This is a genomic window from Limnohabitans rimovensis (SeqCode) (genome assembly GCF_965234775.1).
GTDB classification, from domain to species: domain Bacteria; phylum Pseudomonadota; class Gammaproteobacteria; order Burkholderiales; family Burkholderiaceae_C; genus Limnohabitans; species Limnohabitans rimovensis.
Map to the genome: position 1 here is coordinate 440,545 of NZ_OZ248562.1, position 19,525 is coordinate 460,069.

At 59.5% G+C, this 19,525-nt stretch carries 15 protein-coding genes and 1 tRNA gene; 10 read left to right on the forward strand and 6 right to left on the reverse strand.

From position 1 onward, the window contains the following. Positions 1-75: 75 nt before the first annotated feature. A complete protein-coding gene (locus AC8GFZ_RS02125) occupies positions 76-2,940 on the forward strand; it encodes a DUF349 domain-containing protein (RefSeq protein ID WP_506641874.1) in 2,865 nt (954 codons plus the stop codon). On the opposite strand, the gene AC8GFZ_RS02130 is transcribed toward AC8GFZ_RS02125, so the two are convergent. From AC8GFZ_RS02130 to AC8GFZ_RS02145, 4 genes are read right to left on the reverse strand one after another with little or no spacing between them, the layout of a single operon-like run. Next, complete coding sequence (locus tag AC8GFZ_RS02130) at positions 2,918-3,742, reverse strand: UDP-2,3-diacylglucosamine diphosphatase (RefSeq protein ID WP_506641876.1); 825 nt, start codon at positions 3,740-3,742, stop codon at positions 2,918-2,920. The two genes, AC8GFZ_RS02125 and AC8GFZ_RS02130, sit on opposite strands and share 23 nt — an antisense overlap. Positions 3,743-3,758: 16 nt before the next feature. After that, entirely contained in the window at positions 3,759-4,265 is a 507-nt protein-coding gene (locus tag AC8GFZ_RS02135) for a peptidylprolyl isomerase (RefSeq protein WP_506641878.1), read from the reverse strand. 1 nt (position 4,266) lies between these two features. Next, positions 4,267-4,959 carry a peptidylprolyl isomerase gene (locus AC8GFZ_RS02140; protein WP_506641880.1) on the reverse strand — a complete coding sequence of 231 codons (693 nt, stop codon included), beginning with the start codon at positions 4,957-4,959 and terminating at the stop codon, positions 4,267-4,269. Further along, positions 4,956-5,582 carry a tetratricopeptide repeat protein gene (locus AC8GFZ_RS02145; RefSeq protein WP_506641882.1) on the reverse strand — a complete coding sequence of 209 codons (627 nt, stop codon included), beginning with the start codon at positions 5,580-5,582 and terminating at the stop codon, positions 4,956-4,958. Before AC8GFZ_RS02145 ends, AC8GFZ_RS02140 begins: the two co-directional genes overlap by 4 nt. A 109-nt stretch (positions 5,583-5,691) precedes the next feature. Between AC8GFZ_RS02145 and cysS the strand changes: the two genes are divergently transcribed. The 6 genes from cysS (at position 5,692) to AC8GFZ_RS02175 (ending at position 11,098) form a co-directional block, all read left to right on the forward strand. Continuing rightward, positions 5,692-7,068, forward strand: coding sequence for a cysteine--tRNA ligase (gene cysS / locus AC8GFZ_RS02150; RefSeq protein ID WP_506641884.1), 1,377 nt, complete (start codon positions 5,692-5,694; stop codon positions 7,066-7,068). After that, the gene (locus AC8GFZ_RS02155; RefSeq protein WP_506641886.1) at positions 7,068-7,715 is read left to right on the forward strand and encodes a DNA-3-methyladenine glycosylase family protein; all 648 of its coding nucleotides are present in this window, start codon (positions 7,068-7,070) and stop codon (positions 7,713-7,715) included. The genes cysS and AC8GFZ_RS02155 overlap by 1 nt, the downstream gene beginning before the upstream one ends. A 32-nt stretch (positions 7,716-7,747) precedes the next feature. After that, complete coding sequence (locus AC8GFZ_RS02160; RefSeq protein ID WP_506641888.1) at positions 7,748-8,725, forward strand: acetyl-CoA carboxylase carboxyltransferase subunit alpha; 978 nt, start codon at positions 7,748-7,750, stop codon at positions 8,723-8,725. A 7-nt stretch (positions 8,726-8,732) separates the two neighbouring features. Continuing rightward, positions 8,733-9,698, forward strand: a complete 966-nt coding sequence (gene tilS / locus AC8GFZ_RS02165) for a tRNA lysidine(34) synthetase TilS (RefSeq protein WP_506641890.1) — start codon at positions 8,733-8,735, stop codon at positions 9,696-9,698. A 27-nt stretch (positions 9,699-9,725) separates the two neighbouring features. Continuing rightward, entirely contained in the window at positions 9,726-10,994 is a 1,269-nt protein-coding gene (locus AC8GFZ_RS02170; protein ID WP_506641892.1) for an aspartate kinase, read from the forward strand. A gap of 11 nt (positions 10,995-11,005) precedes the next feature. Next, positions 11,006-11,098, forward strand: a tRNA-Ser gene (locus AC8GFZ_RS02175). A 68-nt stretch (positions 11,099-11,166) separates the two neighbouring features. Here AC8GFZ_RS02175 and AC8GFZ_RS02180 read toward each other — a convergent pair. Then, positions 11,167-12,579: an aminotransferase-like domain-containing protein gene (locus AC8GFZ_RS02180; protein ID WP_506641894.1), complete on the reverse strand. Its 1,413-nt coding sequence runs from the start codon at positions 12,577-12,579 to the stop codon at positions 11,167-11,169. A gap of 116 nt (positions 12,580-12,695) precedes the next feature. On the opposite strand from AC8GFZ_RS02180, the gene AC8GFZ_RS02185 reads away from it, so the two are divergent. Together AC8GFZ_RS02185 and AC8GFZ_RS02190 are read left to right on the forward strand one after the other, a co-directional pair. Next, on the forward strand, positions 12,696-13,409 hold the full coding sequence (locus AC8GFZ_RS02185) for a c-type cytochrome (RefSeq protein ID WP_506641896.1): 714 nt from the start codon (positions 12,696-12,698) through the stop codon (positions 13,407-13,409). Beyond that, positions 13,406-14,692, forward strand: coding sequence for a c-type cytochrome (locus AC8GFZ_RS02190; RefSeq protein ID WP_506641898.1), 1,287 nt, complete (start codon positions 13,406-13,408; stop codon positions 14,690-14,692). Before AC8GFZ_RS02185 ends, AC8GFZ_RS02190 begins: the two co-directional genes overlap by 4 nt. A gap of 4 nt (positions 14,693-14,696) precedes the next feature. Here AC8GFZ_RS02190 and AC8GFZ_RS02195 read toward each other — a convergent pair whose 3' ends face one another. Then, positions 14,697-15,920, reverse strand: a complete 1,224-nt coding sequence (locus AC8GFZ_RS02195) for a Fic family protein (protein WP_506641900.1) — start codon at positions 15,918-15,920, stop codon at positions 14,697-14,699. A gap of 398 nt (positions 15,921-16,318) precedes the next feature. Between AC8GFZ_RS02195 and AC8GFZ_RS02200 the strand changes: the two genes are divergently transcribed. After that, positions 16,319-19,432 carry a CHAT domain-containing protein gene (locus AC8GFZ_RS02200; protein ID WP_506641902.1) on the forward strand — a complete coding sequence of 1,038 codons (3,114 nt, stop codon included), beginning with the start codon at positions 16,319-16,321 and terminating at the stop codon, positions 19,430-19,432. Positions 19,433-19,525: the final 93 nt, after the last annotated feature.

Consider the following 19,525-nt stretch of genomic DNA (forward strand, 5'->3'; position numbering starts at 1 on the left):
CGCTGCCAGGCCCCAAGCCCCGGGTGAGCGTGCCAACCCAGCCCCGCCCCTTGAATCAAGAAATGTGAGACTGTTGTGACCGATGCTTCTGCCAGCACCCTGGACGCCGCCGCTTTGGACCGGCTGACCGGTGGTGCTTTCACCGCCCCCACTGCTTCTGAGCGTGCCGCCCGCGTGCGCGATTGGTTGACCAGCGAACCCTCTTTGGAGCATTTGCAAGAGGTTTACAAAGAGCTCAGTGCCAAAGACAAGGGCGCGGCCAAACCGCTGCGTGAAAAGCTCGACGAGCTGCGCCGCGCCCGGGCACAAGACACCCTGGCCCAAGATTGGGCCCAGCGCGCGCAGGTTTTGCTGGCAGCGCCCCGCATCAACTTGGCCGATGCCATGGCCTGGCAGCGCGATGCAGCCAAAGCCGGTGCGCCGCTGTCGCGCGAGCCCTTGCAAAGCCTCAAGGGGCAATTGGCCGAGCGGGTCAAAGCGATTGAAGACTTGCAGCACAAGGCCCAGGTGTACCGCGAAGCCAGCGTGTTGATGACCCAGCGCATTGAAGTCTTGTCCACCAAGCCCTTGTCCGATGCCCTGGCCCAGCGCGAAGGCTTGCAGGCCGATTGGCTGCGCTGGCAAGCCGACGCACAGGCCTTGGGGGTTGCCCCGGGTTGGGCCAGTGTGGACGCCAAATTCCCGCCCATGCTGCTCGCGGGCGAAGCCCAGTTGAAGGCGGTGTGGGAGGCGTTTCAAGCGGCTTTGACACAGGCCCAAGCGGCCGCCGCCGACGCCAGTTTGCCCTTGCCGCCTGTGCCCGCTTGGGCCGATCAAATCCGCGCCCAACGTGGGCAAGAGGCGCCTGCCGCCGCCCAAGCCCCGCAGCGACCCAAGGTGGACCCGGCGCAACGCGCCAGCGCCCAAGCCGCTGTGCAAACGGTGTTGCAGGTGCTCGAACAAGAACTGTCTCTGGGCCACGGCAAGGCCAGCGCCGGTGCGGCCCAGGCTTTGCGCCAAGCGCTCAAAGAACATGGGCGCTTCATTGACGACAAATTGCAGCACCACGCCGACCAAGTGTTGTTGGCCGCGGGTGAGTTGGAGGGCTGGCAGCGCTGGCGCGCCGATCAGCTGCGCACCGAGTTGGTCCAAAAGGCCGAGGCCTTGTTCAAGCCCGCGCCGCCCGCCGCCGAAGGCGAAGAGCCCGCCCCCCCGCAGCCGGTCATGGGTGGGCGAAAAATGCAAGAGGCGTTGCGCCAACTGCGCGAACAGTGGAAGCAAACCGATCAAGGGGGGTTGCCCAACCATGGCCTGTGGAAGCGCTTTGACCGTGCTTGCAACCAAGCCCACAAATTGGTCGAGCAGTGGCTGGAGAAAGTGCGTGCCGATGCCGCCGCGCACAAGGCCCAACGCCAGGCCTTGATCGAGGAATTGCAAGCCTGGGCGCTTGCCCATGCGCAAGGGCCCGACTGGAAGGCCGTGGCGCGCCAATTGCACCAATTTGAAAACCGCTGGCGCGATGCCGGCCACATGAGCGAAAAAGCCTTTGCAGACTTGCAAAACGCTTGGCGCGAAGCGATGAAAGCCGCCCGTGGTCCGATCGACGCTGTGCAGCAAGCCAGCGTTGCCCGGCGCCAAGGCTTGATCGCCGAGGCCGAGCAACTGGCCGCTGCCGATGTGCTGCGGGTCGACGCCGTCAAAGCCTTGCAGCAACGCTGGCAGGCCGAGGCCCAGACCATGGTGCTCGAGCGCCGCTTGGAGCAAAAGCTGTGGGATGCGTTTCGCAAGCCCATCGACGATGCCTTCCAGCGCAAAACGCAGCAGCGCGAACAGGCCAGCGCAGCCATGAACGAACACGACCGCGCGGTGCTGCAAGCTGCCAAGGCCTTGGAGCAGGCCAACGCCAGCGCCGATGCCGCCGCCATCCGCACCGCTATGCGCCAATTGGATATGGCGATGCGTGGCCAGGCCCAAGCTGCAGCCACCACCCCGGATGCCGCTGTGGCGCAGGACGCACCTGCCGCTCCGGTTGAGACCGCCACCGCCCCAACTGAGACCACCGCCGCCGCATCGGCCGCAGAACCCGCTGAGACCGCAGCCACGCCAGACACCTCCGAAGCCCCCACCGACGGGGAATCCACAGCACCGCTCGAAGCCAGCGTGACCGATGCCGCAGCGCAGGCCTCGGGTGATGACTTGACCTCAGAGCCCGCAGCGGAAACCACCGCCTCAGAGCCCACGCCAGCCGTGGTGCCCGTGGCCCCCGCGCCCCCACCCAAAAAGGTGGTGGCTGTGCGCGGCGACGACCGACCCGGCATGAAGAAAGCCGAACCCGCCGCGCCCATGGGCCGGGGTTTCAAAGGGCGCGACAGCCGTGACGGTCGAGACAGCCGCGACGCACCGCGCGGGCGCCCTGGCGACGCCGGGCGGGGCCGCGAAGGCTTTGGCGCGGGTGGTCCCCGAGCGGCAGGCCCGGGGCGGTTTGAGCGCAGCGACATGGGTCCGCGTTTGGGCGACGCCGCTTTCCGTGCCCAACGCCAAGCCCTGGAGCAAGCCGAGCTGGCGCTGAAAAAACTCGCCGCCCAAGCCCATGGCGAAACCCTCACCCATGTCTTGATCGCCTGGGAAAAGCGCGATGCCGAATTGCTGCCCCCGGCCTCAGAGTTGGGTGCGCGCTTGCCGCCAGCCCAGCGCAGTCAGTGGGTCAAAGCCTTGTCCAGCCCGGCCAGTGCCGAGGCCGAAACCGCTTTGTTGCGGTTGGAAATGGCGGCCGAGTTGCCCAGCCCGGCGGCGTCGCTCGAGGCGCGCCGTCAGTTGCAGTTGGTGTTGTTGACCCGGCGCAACGATGCACCGCCGCATCAAACCTGGGCGCAGGACGCGGCACACGTCATGTCATCGGCATTTGAGCCGGGCCAGGCGCGCCGCCTGCAAAACGCGCTCAAGGTGTTGTTGCGCCGCTGACCGGTGCGGTGGGCAGGGGCACACGTTGCCACTGTCCCCCTTGCAAGCGCAACACCTCCAGGCGCGGCGGCTTGGCTTGGGCTTGCCAATCGCTCAGCACCCGCCGCACTCGGCCCTGGCCCAAGGCGTGAACACCAGGCCGGTGGGTGTGGCCATGTACCAATGTGTGGGCTTGGCTCAAGTTGAGCGCTGCTTCACAGGCCAGGGGGTTCACATCCGGCAAAGACACCATGGCTTCTTGTTTGGCTTGGCTTTGGGCGCGCATCGCCCGCGCTTGGGCCATGCGCTCTGGCAAGGGCTGCGACAAAAACGCGCTTTGCCACTCTGGGCTGCGCACCTGGGCCCGAAAGGCCAGGTAATCGTGGTCATCGGTGCACAAAGCGTCGCCATGGCTGAGCAACAAAGGCCCGGCGCTGCTGAGCACGGTGCAGGGCTCGCTCAGCGCTTGCACCCCCGTGAATTGAAAAAAACCAGGGCCGATCAAAAAGTCGCGGTTGCCACAGACAAAAAACACGGGCTTCGATGCGGTGCATTCGGCCAAGGCTTTGGCGCAGCTTTGCTCAAAAACCCCCAGGGGGTGGTGCAGCACATCGTCGCCGACCCAGGCTTCAAACAAGTCGCCCAAGATGAACAGGGCATCGGCAGGGGTGTGGCGCAAATAGGCCAACCAGGCTTGCGCCGTGGCTAGGTCTGCGCTGTGCAAGTGCACGTCCGATAAAAAATCCACGCAACCCCAAGCCGAAGCATCGACCGATGACAGCGCGGGGGCGCTGGCGGGCAGGGTGGCGTACAGGGCTGTCAAGGCGCAGCCGCTCCGATCAAAGGGCGATGGCTTTTTCGATCACCACGTCTTGCACGGGCACATCGTCGTGAAAGCCCTTGCGCCCGGTTTTGACCGCGCGGATGGCGTCCACCACTTCGGTGCCAGCCACCACTTTGCCAAACACCGCATAGCCCCAGCCTTGTGGGGTGGGCGAGCTGTGGTTGAGAAAACTGTTGTCCGTGGTGTTGATGAAAAACTGGGCGGTGGCCGAGTGCGGGTCGCTGGTGCGCGCCATGGCCACGGTATAGATGTCGTTGTGCAAGCCATTGTTGGCTTCGTTGTCAATCGGTGCGGCGCAAGGCTTTTGCTTCATACCCGGTTCAAAGCCGCCGCCTTGGATCATGAAGTCCTTGATCACGCGGTGAAACACCGTTTGGTTGTAGTGGCCATTGGCCACATAGCTCAAAAAATTCTCGACCGACAACGGGGCTTTGTCGGCATCGAGTTCGAGCGTGATGACGCCGTGGTCTTGGATGTGCAGTTCGACTTGGGGGTTGGACATGTTATTTCACCAGGGTTGCAGATTGAATGACCACCGCTGTGCGGGGCACATCGGTGGGGAAGGGGCCGCCAGCGCCGGTGGGCGTGGCTTTGATGCGCTCCACCACCTCCATGCCGCTGACCACCGCACCAAACACGGTGTAGCCAAACAGTTGGGGGGCGTTGAGCAAATTGGCGCGGGGCACGTTTTCGTAGGTGCGCCCGCCGTACTCAAAGCGGGTGACCGGGTCGCCGTCGGGGATCAGCACCGGGTCCAAAAAGGCGTTGTCATGCACATTGATGAAAAACTGCGCGGTGGCAGAGTGGGGATCGTTGGTGCGGGCCATGGCCAAGGTGCCCACGGTGTTGCGTGCGCCACCCTTGGACAAAGCTTCGCGCCCTTCGTGGGTCACCGGTGCGCGGCTGGGTTTTTCGCGGTAGCGGGTGTCGTAGCCACCGCCTTGCACCATGAAGTTGCTGATCACACGGTGAAACACCGTACCGTCGTAGTGCTTGTCGCGCACGTACTGCAAAAAGTTGTCCACGGTTTTGGGTGCTTTGTCGGGATAGACCTCGACCACAAACTCGCCCATGTTGGTGATGAACTTGACCCGCGGCGCGGTTTGGGCCTGGGCAAGGGGCAGGCCCAAGCTGGCGCACACGGCCAGCAAGGACAAGCCATGGACAAGGGGCTTGAACAAAGAACGACGCTTCATGGTGTGGGGCCAGAGAGTTTCAAAAGGGGTTGCAGCAGTTGCTGTTTTTGGGCCAAGCCCAGGTTGGGGCGTGGGGCACTGACTGTGGCACTGACGCCAGGATTGGCCCCCGTGAGGGGCCGCTGGGGTATGGGCGCAGGGGCCTGTGCGGCCCGTTGGTAATGGCGCTGGGCTTGGCGCAGCAACACATCGGCCAAGTTTTCGTGGGCCAGGGCATGCTGGGGGTCGGCGCGCAAGGCCAGCTCAAACGAGCGTTGGGCCAGATCGATGTCGTTGTTGGCCGCTTGCAGCACGCCCAGGTTGTTGTGCGGTTCGGCCAGCTCGGGGAAGTCTTGGGTCAGCTCGGTGTAGACCTGCATGGCCTGTTCCCGTTTGCCTTGGCGCGTCAAAAGCACGGCTTGCCAAAAGCGCATTTGCGGGTCGCGCGGGCGTTGGGCCAAATGGGCTTGAATCTTTGCCAGCGCGGGCTCAATCTGGTCTTGGCGCATCAACTGCTCCACCTGTTGGTGGGGATCGGTGATGACGGCGGGCCCTTGCGCATGCGCCACGCCAGACATCGAGCACACCATCACCCAGGACAGGCAAAAGGTGCGCAGCGCAGAGGGCCAGGGCAGGGGTTTCATGGGCGAAATGAGCGGTTGTCAGCCCACAACATAGGGCGTTATATATACTGAGGGCATTGTAGGTCAGCGCCAAATTTCGGCGTCTTGATCTCAGAGCTTACCCAGACCCATGACCCTTCGCATTCACAACACGCTCACCCGGGCGATGGAAACCTTTTCGCCGATCACGCCTGGTGTGGTGCGCATGTATGTGTGCGGCATGACGGTCTACGACCTGTGTCACCTGGGCCATGCCCGCTCCATGGTGGCCTTTGATGTGGTGCAGCGCTGGCTCAAGGCCAGCGGCTACCAGGTCGAGTATGTGCGCAACATCACCGACATCGACGACAAAATCATCCAACGCGCGGTGGACAACGGCGAGACCTTGCGGGCCTTGACCCAGCGCATGATTGACGCCCTGCACCAAGACGCCGACGCATTGGGCATCGAGCGGCCCCAGCACGAACCGCGTGCCACCGACTTTGTGCCGCAAATGACCCGCTTGATCGGTCAACTCGAAAGCCAAGGCCTGGCTTATCGGGTGCCCAATGGCGATGTGAATTTTTCGGTGCGCAAATTTCCTGGCTACGGCAAGCTCTCGGGCAAGTCTTTGGACGAGTTGCATGCCGGCGAGCGTGTCGCCGTGCTCGACGGCAAGCAAGACCCGTTGGACTTTGTGCTGTGGAAGAGCGCCAAACCGCAAGAGCCTGAAGAAGCCAAATGGGCCAGCCCTTTTGGGCCGGGACGACCGGGATGGCACATCGAATGCTCGGCCATGGCGTGTGAGTTGTTGGGCCAAACCTTTGACATCCACGGCGGCGGGGCGGATTTGCAATTTCCCCACCATGAAAACGAAATTGCCCAAAGCGAGGGCGCATCCGGCCAGGCCTTGGCCCGCTACTGGATGCACAACGGCTTCATCAATGTGGACAACGAAAAAATGTCCAAAAGCCTGGGCAACTTTTTCACCATCCGCGAAGTGCTCAAGGTGTTTGACGCCGAAACCATTCGCTTTTTTGTGGTTCGCAGCCACTACCGCAGCCCCCTGAACTACAGCGATGTGCATTTGAACGATGCCCGCAACGCCCTCAAGCGCTTGTACACCGCGCTGGCAGCGGTGCCCCCCACTGCGATGGCCAGCATCGATTGGCGCGAGCCGCATGCCCAGCGCTTTCAAGCCGCGATGAACGAAGACTTTGGCACCAGCGAGGCCGTGGCGGTGTTGTTTGACTTGGCCAGCGAAGTGAACCGAAGCTTGTCTGCCGAGCTGTCGGGCTTGCTCAAGGCTTTGGGTGGGGTGTTGGGTTTGTTGCAACAAGTGCCGCAAGCGTTTTTGCAAACCGGTGTGTCGCTCAGCGAAGCCGACATCCAAGCGCAAATCCAAGCCCGGGCCCAGGCCAAAAAAGACCGCGACTTTGCCACGGCGGACCGCATCCGCCAAGAACTGGCCGCGCAAGGGGTGGTGCTCAAAGACTCGCCCACCGGCACCACCTGGGAGCGCGGTTGATGCCCAACAAGCAACCCGCGATCACCGTGGCCACGCCCGAATACTGGGAGGAGGCCTGCAAGCACCTGGCGAAAAAAGACCGGGTGATGCGCCGCTTGATTCCGCAGTTTGGCGATGCATGCTTGCAGTCGCGCGGCGACGCTTTTGTGACCTTGGCGCGCTCCATCGTGGGCCAGCAAATTTCGGTCAAGGCCGCGCAAAGTGTGTGGGACCGGTTTGCGGTGCTGCCCCGCAAAATGACCCCGGCCAATGTGCTCAAGCTCAAGGTCGACGACATGCGTGCAGCGGGTTTGTCAGCGCGCAAAGTCGAATACCTGGTCGATCTGTCATTGCACTTTGACGGCGGCTTGCTCAGCACCCAACAGTGGGCCAGCATGGGCGATGAAGACATCATTGCCGAGCTGGTGGCCATCCGGGGCATTGGCCGCTGGACGGCCGAAATGTTTTTGATCTTTTACCTGATGCGCCCCAATGTCTTGCCCCTGGATGATGTGGGCTTGATCAACGGCATCAGCCACAACTACTTTTCAGGCGAAGCGGTCAGCCGCAGCGAAGCCCGTGAAGTCGCTGCTGCTTGGCAGCCGTATTGCAGTGTGGCCACTTGGTATATTTGGCGCTCGCTCGACCCCTTGCCGGTCGAGTACTGAGCAAGCGCACCGCGCCGCCCCAGGAGAAAAATTTGTCAAAGAAAACTTTTCTTGATTTTGAGCAACCGATTGCCGAACTCGAAGCCAAGATCGAAGAGTTGCGCTATGTGCAAAGCGAGTCTGCGGTGGACATCTCCACCGAGATCGAGCAACTGCACAAAAAAAGCCAGCAGCTGACCAAAACCATTTACAGCGACCTCAATTCTTGGCAAATCACCAAGATCGCCCGCCACCCTGAGCGTCCATACACCATGGACTACATCAACGACATCTTCACCGACTTTGTCGAGATGCACGGCGACCGCCACTTTGCCGATGACCAAAGCATTGTGGGCGGCTTGGCCCGCTTCAATGGCCAGGCTTGCATGGTGCTTGGCCATCAAAAAGGGCGCGACACCAAAGAGCGGGCGATGCGCAACTTTGGCATGTGCCGGCCCGAGGGCTACCGCAAAGCACTGCGGCTGATGAAGACGGCCGAAAAATTCAAACTGCCGGTGTTCACCTTTGTCGACACGCCTGGCGCGTATCCGGGCATCGATGCCGAAGAGCGCAGCCAAAGCGAAGCCATTGGCCGCAATATTTTTGAAATGGCACAACTCGAAGTGCCCATCATCACCACCATCATTGGTGAGGGCGGCTCGGGCGGGGCCTTGGCCATCAGCGTGGCCGACCAGGTGTTGATGCTTCAATACGCGGTGTACTCGGTCATCAGCCCCGAAGGCTGCGCATCGATTTTGTGGAAAACCAGTGACCGTGCCGCCGATGCAGCCGAGGCGCTGGCCATCACCGCCCACCGACTCAAGGCCTTGGGCCTCATCGACAAAATCGTCAACGAGCCTTTGGGCGGCGCACACCGCGACCCCAAGCACATGGCGGCGCAACTCAAACGCGGCTTGGGAGACGCTTTGCGCCAAGTCAGCGACCTCAAGATCAAAGAGCTGCTCGACAAGCGTTACGAGCGACTGCAAAGTTACGGCCGCTACACCGACACCAAAGTCGAAGCCCAATGAGCCCCGGGTGAGCGCCAGCCCCCCCCCAACCGATCACCCGTTGACCCAGGCCTTGCAGGCCTTGGACCACTTGCCGCCCTTGGTGGTGGCCTTGAGCGGTGGGGCCGACTCCAGCGCCATGCTGGTCGCTTGCGCCCAACGCTGGCCGGGGCGGGTCAAGGCGGTGCACATCCACCATGGCTTGCAAGCAGCGGCCGACACCTTCGCCCAACATGGCGAGGCCTTGTGCGCACGCTGGCAGGTGCCCTTGGTGGTGCACCGTGTGCAGGCCCAGCACGCCAGTGGCGAGAGTCCCGAAGAAGCCGCCCGCAACGCACGGTATGCAGGCATCACCCAGGTGCTGCAACAACATTGGGGCGGTGGCCTGCGCCATGTGGTGCTGGCCCAGCACGCCGACGACCAAGCCGAAACCGTGTTGCTCGCCCTGTCGCGCGGTGCCGGTTTGCCTGGCTTGGCGGCCATGCCTGCCACGCGCATCCGGGACGGCGTCCATTGGCACCGGCCTTGGCTGTCACTGCCCGGTGCTTGGGTGCGCCCGTGGCTCCAAGCCCAGGGCGAAACCTGGTGCGAAGACCCGACCAACCAAGACACGCGCTTCACCCGCAACCGCATCCGCGCAGAACTGCTGCCGGTTTGGGAACAACTGTTTCCCAGCTACCGCCAAACCTTGGCGCGCAGCGCCCAGCATGCGGCGCAAGCGCAAACCTTGCTCGACGAGGTGGCCGCGCAAGACTTGGCGCTGGTGGGGCAGCCACCCTTGTTGTTGGCCTTGCAGAGCTTGAGCCCAGCACGCCAGGCCAATGTGCTGCGCCATTGGCTCAAGGGCCTGGGCGTGCGTGCCAGCCAAGCGCAATTGCTTGAACTGCAGCAGCAAATCCAAGCCTGCACCACCCGGGGCCACCGCATCCACATCAAAGTGGGGGAGGGCTTTGTGCACAGGGTTCAAGACCATATCGATTGGTACAATCCCTAGCTTTGCTTCGAAACAGCCTCACACACCATGGCTTTGATCGTTCACAAATACGGCGGCACCTCAATGGGCTCGACCGAGCGCATCCGCAACGTGGCCAAGCGCGTGGCCAAATGGGCCCGCGCCGGGCACCAAATGGTGGTTGTCCCCTCCGCCATGAGCGGCGAGACCAACCGCTTGCTCGGCCTGGCCAAAGAACTCGCCCCCAGCCGCGAAGACACCCCCTACCAGCGCGAACTCGACATGCTGGCCGCCACCGGCGAGCAGGCGTCCTCGGCCCTGCTGGCGATTGCCTTGCAAGCCGAGGGCATGGCCTCGGTCAGCTATGCCGGCTGGCAAGTGCCCATCCGCACCAACAGTGCCTTCACCAAAGCGCGCATCGAATCGATTGACGACACCCGCGTGCGCGCCGACTTGGACGCGGGCAAGGTGGTCATCATCACCGGCTTTCAAGGCCTGGACCCTGAGCACAACATCACCACCTTGGGTCGGGGCGGCTCAGACACCTCGGCCGTGGCCGTGGCCGCCGCATTGAAAGCCCACGAGTGCCTGATTTACACCGATGTGGACGGCGTCTACACCACCGACCCGCGCGTCGTGCCCGAAGCACGCCGCCTGCGCGCCATCAGCTTTGAAGAAATGCTGGAAATGGCCTCGCTGGGCAGCAAAGTGCTGCAAATTCGCTCGGTCGAATTCGCGGGCAAATACAAAGTGCCTTTGCGCGTGCTCTCGAGCTTCACGCCCTGGGACATCGACTTGCAAGAAGAAGCCCGCTCGGGTACCTTGATCACTTACGAGGAAGACGAAAACATGGAACAAGCCATCGTATCGGGCATTGCCTTTAACCGCGATGAAGCCAAAATTTCAGTGCTCAGCGTGCCCGACAAACCCGGCATTGCTTACCAAATTTTGGGTGCCGTGGCCCAGGCCAATATTGAAGTGGACATGATCATCCAAAACAGCAGCAAAGACGGCAAAACCGACTTCAGCTTCACTGTGCACCGCAACGACTACGCCCGCGCCATCGACCTTCTCAAGGGCTCGGTGCTGTCGTCCTTGGGCAACCCTGAGATGGTCGGCGACACCAAAATTTGCAAGGTCTCCATCGTGGGCATTGGCATGCGCAGCCATGTCGGCGTGGCCAGCCAAATGTTCCGATGCCTGAGCGAAGAGGGCATCAACATCCAGATGATCTCGACCAGCGAAATCAAAACCTCGGTGGTCATCGACGAGAAATACATGGAGCTGGCAGTGCGCGCTTTGCACAAAGTTTTTGACCTGGACCAAGCTCGGGCATAATGGCGAGACCTGGAAACGTGACCGAGTGGCCGAAGGTGCTCCCCTGCTAAGGGAGTATGGGGTGTAGAGCCTCATCGAGGGTTCGAATCCCTCCGTTTCCGCCAGGACAAGATCCGAAAACCCCGTAAATCAGAGATTTACGGGGTTTTTTCTGTCGGCAAACCCGTCCTTTTTACTGCGCCAAAGCGTGCACCAGTTTCCCCAGCGCCTTGAGCGCTGGCTCGAGCTGCCCCGCCAAGGGGTGTCCGAAATTGAGTCGAATGCAGTGGCCAAATCGCTGGTCCGCAGAGAACATTTGCCCTGGTGCGATGCTGATGTTTTGAGACAAAGCCATTCGCTGCAGCACCAGCGCATTCAATCCAAGCGGTAACTCCACCCACAAAAAGTAGCCGCCCTCAGGCTGAGTGATCCGCACGCCCCTTGGAAAATGCTTGGCAATGGCATGAAGCGCCACGTCTCGCTGCGCGCTGAGCGTTGCGCGCAACACGCGCAAATGCTTGTCGTAACCACCCTCCTGGAGATAGTGCATGACACCCAATTGCACAGGAACCGAGACAGACAAGGTGCTTGAAAGCTTGAGCCGCTCCACAGCGCGCGCATAGCGGCCTGCTGCCGTCCACCCGAGCCGGTACCCGGGTGCCAGACTCTTGGAGAACGAGCTGCAGTGCAGAACCCCGCCGTCCTTGTCAAAGCTTTTGGCCGGTGGCGGCCGCCGCACGCCAAAGTACATCTCACCATACACATCGTCCTCGATCAGCGGGATACCTTTTTGCGCCAGCAAGTGCACCAGTTTGCGTTTGTTCTCCAAGGGCATCAGTGCACCTAGAGGGTTCTGGAAGTTGGGCATGAACCAGCAGGCCTTGACGCGCTCGCGTTTGAGCACGGTTTCTAGCGAGTCAAGTTGAATGCCATCGCGCGGGTGGGTAGCGACCTCCACCGCGCGCAGTTTCAAACGTTCAAGCGCCTGTAGGCAGCCATAAAAGGCTGGGGACTCAATGGCCACGGCATCACCTGCTTGGGTGACGGCTTGCAGGCACAAGTTCAGCGCTTCCATTGCACCGCTGGTGATCACAATTTCATCGGAGCTGGCGCTGACGCCATTACCCATGTAGCGCAGCGCAATTTGGCGACGCAACGCCGCGTTCCCCGGTGCCAGGTCTTCAAGCAATTGGGCCGGTGACATGTTCCGCAGTGCAGCGCCCATGCTGCGCCCAAGTCGGGCAACTGGAAACAAATTTGGGTTGGGGAACGCGGACCCGAGCGGCACCACATCGCGCCCGTGCCCCGCGCCCAAGACTTCCAGCACCAAGTTGTTGACGACCACCTCCCGTGGCTCTGGGGCAGGTTTGGCGGCCTGTGGTTCGTTGCGCAAGGCGGGCCGACTCTTCACGAAGTAGCCCGAGCGTGGTCGTGCCTCGACCAGTCCTCTCGCCTCCAGCAGGTAATAGGCCTCAAACACCGTGGACGGACTCAGGTGCCGTGCTGTGATGGTCTGGCGCACGGAGGGCAGTCTCTCGCCGGGCTGAATGGTCCCTGAGGCGATCAGGGCCTCTATGTCTGCGGCAAGTGATTCGTACTTTTTCATCTGCAGGAGGGTAGGGGGCCGACCAAACTGATATGGTCATTTAAAGAATAACTGATTCTGGCAATATCAGATGTTGTCCGCGACACTCTTCCAATCCATTGACGAGTACCCCATCCATGAGTTTTGCTGCATCTTCATTTGTATCGCGCCATCTGGCAGGGTGGCTGCTGCTTCTGGGCCTGTGCCAAACCACAGCCTGGGCGGCTGAACCACCCAACACCATGGGGCAACGGATGCAGGCATGCGCCTCATGCCATGGCAAGGAGGGGCGAGCAAGCAACAGCGGCTATTTACCGCGGATTGCGGGCAAGCCTGCCGGTTATTTGTACAACCAGCTCATCAACTTTCGAGACGGTAGACGCCAAAACGCGACCATGGCTTATTTGCTGGACAACATGTCCGACCCGTACCTGATGGACATAGCGAACCACTTCGCATCACTGGACCTTCCCTATCCGCCAGCGCAAACCACCAAAGCGCCCGCGGCGACCTTGGCCCGTGGCGAGCAACTGGTTCGTCATGGTGACGCCACCCGTGGCGTTCCCGCCTGCGCAAGCTGCCATGGCGCAGCCATGACAGGGGTGGTGCCCGCCATGCCGGGACTGCTAGGCCTGCCGCACGACTACCTCCTTGGGCAGTTGGGTGCGTGGCGCGCTGGCATGCGGCGTGCAGTCGCTCCAGACTGCATGGGAGACATCACGCGCCGGCTGTCGCCGCAAGACGTTGTGGCGGTTGCGACCTGGCTGTCTTCGCAGCCGGTCAAGTTGGGTGTGCCTGCTGTGAGCCTGCCTGCCAAACCGACCATGGAATGCGGGAGTGGATTCCCATGAAAGCCATGCGTTTCATAGGGGCCAAAACTTTGGCCTTCATCATGGTCGTGGGTATGGTCGTGTGTGTGGGGGGCTTGGTGTTTGTTGTGTCGATGAACGGCCAAGATGGCAGCCCCATCGGTGAAAGCGCATCTACCGATTTGTCGGCACCACAGTTGGCGCAGCGTGGTGCGTATTTGGTTCAGGTTGGAAACTGTGCCGCCTGCCATACCGCGCGGGGTGGCTTGCCGTTTGCCGGGGGTAAAAGCATTGACACGCCATTTGGCAGCGTGGTCACCTCGAACATCACCTCAGACAAATTGACAGGCATCGGCGCGTGGTCCGCGGCCGACTTCTGGCAAGCGATGCACCATGGCCGCTCAAAAGATGGCAGGCTGCTCTATCCCGCCTTTCCTTACACCGAGTACACCCGAATCACCAGAGACGACACGGACGCGATGTTTGCTTACCTGCTCAGTGTGCAGCCCGTCGAACAAGCCAATCGGCCCCATGCTTTGAAATTTCCGTACAACACGCAGGCCGCTTTGGCGGTGTGGCGAGCGCTGTTTTTTTCGCCTGAGCCTTTCGAACCGCTGAATACCGCGAGCGATGAATGGAACCGAGGCGCGTATTTGGTGAAAGGTCTTGGGCACTGCCAAGCCTGTCACGCGCCACGCAATATGTTCGGTGCCACCGAGTCTAAGCTTGGGTTGAGTGGCGGTTTGATACCGATGCAGAACTGGTATGCGCCGTCTCTTTCCTCGCCAGCCGAGGCGGGCCTTCAAGATTGGCCCATTGAAGAAATCATGCAATTGCTCAAGACTGGCAAGGCAGCCAACGGCTCAACTTTAGGGCCAATGGCAGAGGTGGTTTTCAGCAGCACACAACACCTGAATCCAAAAGACTTGAAAGCCATGGCCCATTATTTAAAAGAGCTGCCGCGACAAGAAAGTGCACAAGCAGAACCAAAGCTTACCAATGCTGAGGGCCAGCAAATCGGTCAAAGTCTGTATGAAGACCAATGCGCTTCGTGCCATGGGGACCGGGGCGAGGGGCGTGGTGACTATCCGGCTTTGGCGGGCAATCGCACGGTCACCATGCATTCAAGCGTTAACTTGGTTCGGATCATCCTCAGCGGGGGTTTCGCGCCCACCACGGAAGGCAACCCGCGCCCCTATGGAATGCCCCCCTTCGCGCATACCCTCTCAGACCCCGAGGTCGCTGCCGTTGCGACCTATGTTCGAAATGCTTGGGGCAATCAGGCCGGGGCAGTCATGCCGCTGAACGTGCAGAAAACCCGGTGAATGGTCAATCGACCTCTGCCTCTGGCCAGAGGTCTGGAAAATAGAAGCGAAGTGCTGACCGGGGGATGGCGAAGCGAAGTGCACCATAAGCCGAATCGGTTGCCAAGTAACCGTTCTTCAGCAACGATGAAATCAGGTCCGTTGCGACGCGCTCACCAAGACCCGTCATTTGCTTGAACGCCGCTCGCCCAAGCTCGGAATTGGTGCTGAAGAGGTAATGCAACGCAAGAGCGGCCTCTTTGCGCACGCCGGTTTTCTTTGACTCCTCGAAAATCAATGCGGCTTGAATGCGCTCGCGCATGGAGCCCACATCCAGTAATTTGCGCATGAAGCGCACTTGGTCAATGCAGGTTTCCAGGGTGTAGCTGATCCAGTCGATCAAGCCGGCTTCAGTGAGGTTTCCTCGGCCGTCCAGATCGCCACGGCGATGTTCATCTGCCGCTTTCAGCATACCCCGGTATTTCTCCTCTGAACGAGCGAATCCACGAAGAGGCGACCACAGGCCATTGGTGAGCCCCTGGGCATGCAATGCCAGGTGGGTGTGCAGTCGCGCGACGCGACCATTCCCGTCCAGGAAGGGGTGCACCCATGCCAGTCGGTGGTGTGCTGCGGCCAATGCCACGATCGAGGCTTCGCCACGTCTGCTGTGGCCATAGACTTCTTCCCATCGGCTCAGAAAAGATGGAAGTGCCTCTGCATTGGGTGCTTCATGGATCCCCACCGCAACGCCACGGGTGCGGACTTGGCCAGGCGTGAGCAGTGAGCCGTCCGCCAGCGTCAAGTCTTCTGGCGTGAGTCCGCCAAACAACTGCAGGTGCAGCCATACCAGCGCTTGGGTCGAGTAAAGCCAGGGAATCACGGTTTCGCCTGAGTCCAATTTCGCTTGAATCAGACGCTCACACGCGATTTCCGTTTGAATGTGGGACACCGCCAGCCGCTGCCGCCTGGCCACATCGGATTCTTTTGAGAAGTCCTTGAGCAGGGCCCGTTCGATGTCGGATGGGCGCGTGTGCTCGCCCTCAATCCTGTTGGTGTAATACGAATTCATGCTGCGCAGAAGTTCGCGCAACTGAACAGCCGCCCCAGGCGCTGCTGAAGCGCCAAGGCTGGCAGCCTCTCGAATGAGGTCACTTGCCTTCTCCAACAAGGCAGCCATTCGGTGCTCTTGCGGAAGCAATGGCTCAAACAGATGCGGCGCATCGTATTGTTTGATTTTTTTCGACTTCATGTGCGAGATTGTATGCGAGAAAAATTCATTCGTAATATGTTATTTTTTTCTAGAATAATTGCGAGAATAGATTCTGGAATAAGGGCTTCAGTGGTATCTCCACTTGGGGTTTGAACCCAGCGCTTCGACGCGCACGAAAAGACGGTTTGTTGAACTTCAACAAGAACAGGGTGCAGCGTTGTTTAACTCTGGCAAGTGCATGGGTAACGTTCACATCGCAATTTTTAGGAGGCGAATAATTCTTTCTGGTTAAGAAAGCGCCGTCTTTGCGATGGAGACCCCCCATCTTGATTGGTAGGATGTTGAATGTCAAAAACAAAAATCAATATCAGTTTGAATGGTGCCACATGAAAGACTTGACCAAGCGGACAACCCTTTTATTTGCTTCAGTTCTTGCCTTGCTGACTGGGCCTGGGGCGCTGGCGCAAGTTGACAAGGGCGCAGAGGCCCCAGAGTTGACCGAGTTCAAGCCACCCCCGCGATCGATCAAAGACGTGATCACGGCCGTTGAAAACGGCATAGCCGATGAGACAGAGGTTTTGCGTGCCAAGCAAATCATCACCTTGGCCAAACCCGACACCACGGATGCCGTTGAATTGCGCAAACACCACTTGGCGCGGGCCGAAGCCTATCAACGTTTGGGAGACATCAGCCAAGCCATTGAAGAAATGCGCCTTATCACTTCGCAGTATTTGGGCAACACACCGCAGTTGAGGGTGAACGATTGGCAAACTTTGGGCCGATACGAGCAAAGGGGCGGGAACATGCTGCGCGCCCTGGAAGCGCTTGAGAAATCACGCAGCAACATCCCGCCCAATCTCTTGGGCAACCACATGCTGATCAATCGCCTGTCAGTTGCTTTTTACGCGCAGGTGGGAAACTTTGAGGCAGCAGAAAAGCACCTCAGAGATGCAGAAGGCACGATGACCGTCCTTCGGCGATCGAATGCCATGGCCACATATGGCAAATCATGGGAGTCCGATTTGGATGGTGCCAGAGGAATTTATTTCATGTACCAGGGGCGGTGGGTGGAGGCTGAGCGATCATTGCGAAGAGGGCTACGCCTGCGGCAAGAGCTATGGCAACAAATCAATTCAATGCCCTTGGCAAATGACGAGGCTGCCATCGCAACTCGCAGCCGATTTAAATTGAACACTAAGCAAGAAATTGCCTACAGGCAAATTGATTTGTCGACGGCCATCATGATGCAGGGTCGACTGGTCGAGGCAGAAGTCAATGCCCGAGAGGGGCTGGCCACTATGTTGGAAGTGTTTAATAAAAACTCAACAGAGGTGGGCTACGCCTTGAGCAGGCTCACACGCATCATCGGAGAGCAGGGGCGCGCTTCAGAAGCCGTTTTGCTGGCGCAAGAGACGATCAAAACCATCAAGGCCGCTAACACGGCTGACGATTCCTTCACGATGGTTCTGGCGCGCAAAATTTTGGGTTCTGCCTTGGTGTCAGATCGAAAGTTCAAAGAGGCTGATGCTGTTTTTGAGGAAATGCGACAAGGCATTGAAAAGCAAGGCGCAGTCAAAAACAAATTACCCGCCACCGACTTGGACTGGGTGATTGCCATGCTGAAAGTAGGCAAAGCTGCTGGGGCACTGGACATGACCCAAGAAATGCTGGCCGCCGTTGCCAAACAATCGAATTTTTCAGAATCTCGATTGAATTATTTGCAAGCTTTCCATGCCATGTCCTTGCATGCATCCGCCAAGGATGAACAAGCCCGAGAGATCTATCGCAAAGTCATGCCCGCTTTGGTGGATAGGGTCCGCAACGATGCAGAAAATCAAACCGGATCCAACAAGCAACAAGAGCGAATGGTGTTGATTTTGGAGGACAACATATCCTTGTTGGCCAAGCAGTTCAAAGCGCAACCACAGGCCCGGCAGTTCGCTGCGGAAGCGTTCAGCTTGGCTGATTTGGCCAGGGGCAGCAGCGTGCAACGTGCCTTGAATGCCAGTGCAGCGCGTGCCAACATCAAAGACGCGCAATTGGCTGTTTTGGCCCGCAAAGAGCAAGACACCCATCGGCGCATTGGGTCTTTGGAGGATGTTCTGACAGGGCTGATGGGGGCCCCGCCGGAGCAGCAATTGCCCGTCATTCAAGGCAAGCTCAAAGCCGACATCGCCACATTGAAGGCCGACCGAGAAAAGTTTAGAAAAGAAATCGAACAAAAATTTCCCGACTATTCGGATCTGGTCAATCCAAAGCCGGCCACCATTGACCGAACACAGCAGCATCTCAAACCCGATGAGGTGTTGGTGTCTTGGTATTTTGGTGAAAAGGAAAGCTTTGTGTGGGCCATCACCAAAGCGGGCATGCCCCTATTCCACGCATTCAAGTTGGGCCGTGCAGAAATGGCGCAGATGGTTGGCAATTTACGCAAGTCACTGGACGCGGGTGTTGCCACCATCGACGAAATCCCCGCATTCGATGTGAACCTGTCCCATGCCTTGTTCAAAACCATTTTGGAGCCGGTTCTGCCTGCCCTCAATGGCAAAAAGGCCATGCTGACGGTTCCGCATGCTGAGTTGGGTCAGTTGCCCTTGGCTTTGTTGGTCACCCAAGCTCAGGCACCTTCCACCCGGGAAAAGGGTGGTGACTTCATGGAATATCGCCAAACCGCTTGGTTGATCAAAGACATTGCGGTGGCGCAATTGCCTTCGGTGACGGCGTTGGTGGCCTTGCGAAACTTGCCTGCACCGCCTGCGGACCGGCGTAATTTTGTCGGGTTCGGTGATCCTTTTTTCAGCCTGGAGCAGGCCAAAATCGCCGCGAATGTGGCCAACCGTGCAGCCAACGCAGTGGCCACCCGGGGCATGCCGCTCAATTTGCGCAGCGCACCTAAAACTGCCGGCGTCAGCAGTGCGGAGTTGGCTTTGTTGCCGCGATTACCCGACACGAATGAGGAATTGATTGAGATTGGCAAATCGCTTTCTGCCGATCCCAGTCAAGACATCTTTTTGAACAAAGATGCCAGTGTGAGCCGGGTGATGGAGATGGACTTGTCCAAACGGCAAGTGGTGATGTTTGCCACGCACGGGTTGGTGCCGGGTGAGTTGGATGGCTTGTCACAGCCGGCCTTGGCATTGAGCTCTCCAGAGGTGACGGGAGAAGTCAAAGGGGATGGCTTGTTGACCATGGAAAAAATTCTGACCCTCAAACTCAATGCCGATTGGGTGGTTTTGTCGGCCTGTAACACCGCATCTGGCGAGGGCGCGGGCGCAGAAGCTGTTTCGGGTTTGGGGCGTGCGTTCTTTTATGCGGGTGCCCGGGCACTGCTGGTGTCAAACTGGCCTGTCGAGTCTGAAACAGCGCGGATGTTGATGACCGATATGTTCAAACGCCAACAGCAGAGCAAAGGCCAGCACAAAGCGCAATATCTTCAGGCTTCGATGGTCAATATGATCGATGGCTTGGGGGCCAAAGATGCCCAAGGGAACACCAAATATGCCTATGCCCACCCCTTGTTTTGGGCGCCATTCGTGGTGGTGGGTGATTGATGTATTGTTCTGGCTTCAGTGATGGCGTGAATGCCAATTTTTGAGCGTTAAAAGAGGGCTTATGAAGATATATTTTTTCCGTTGGATGCTTGC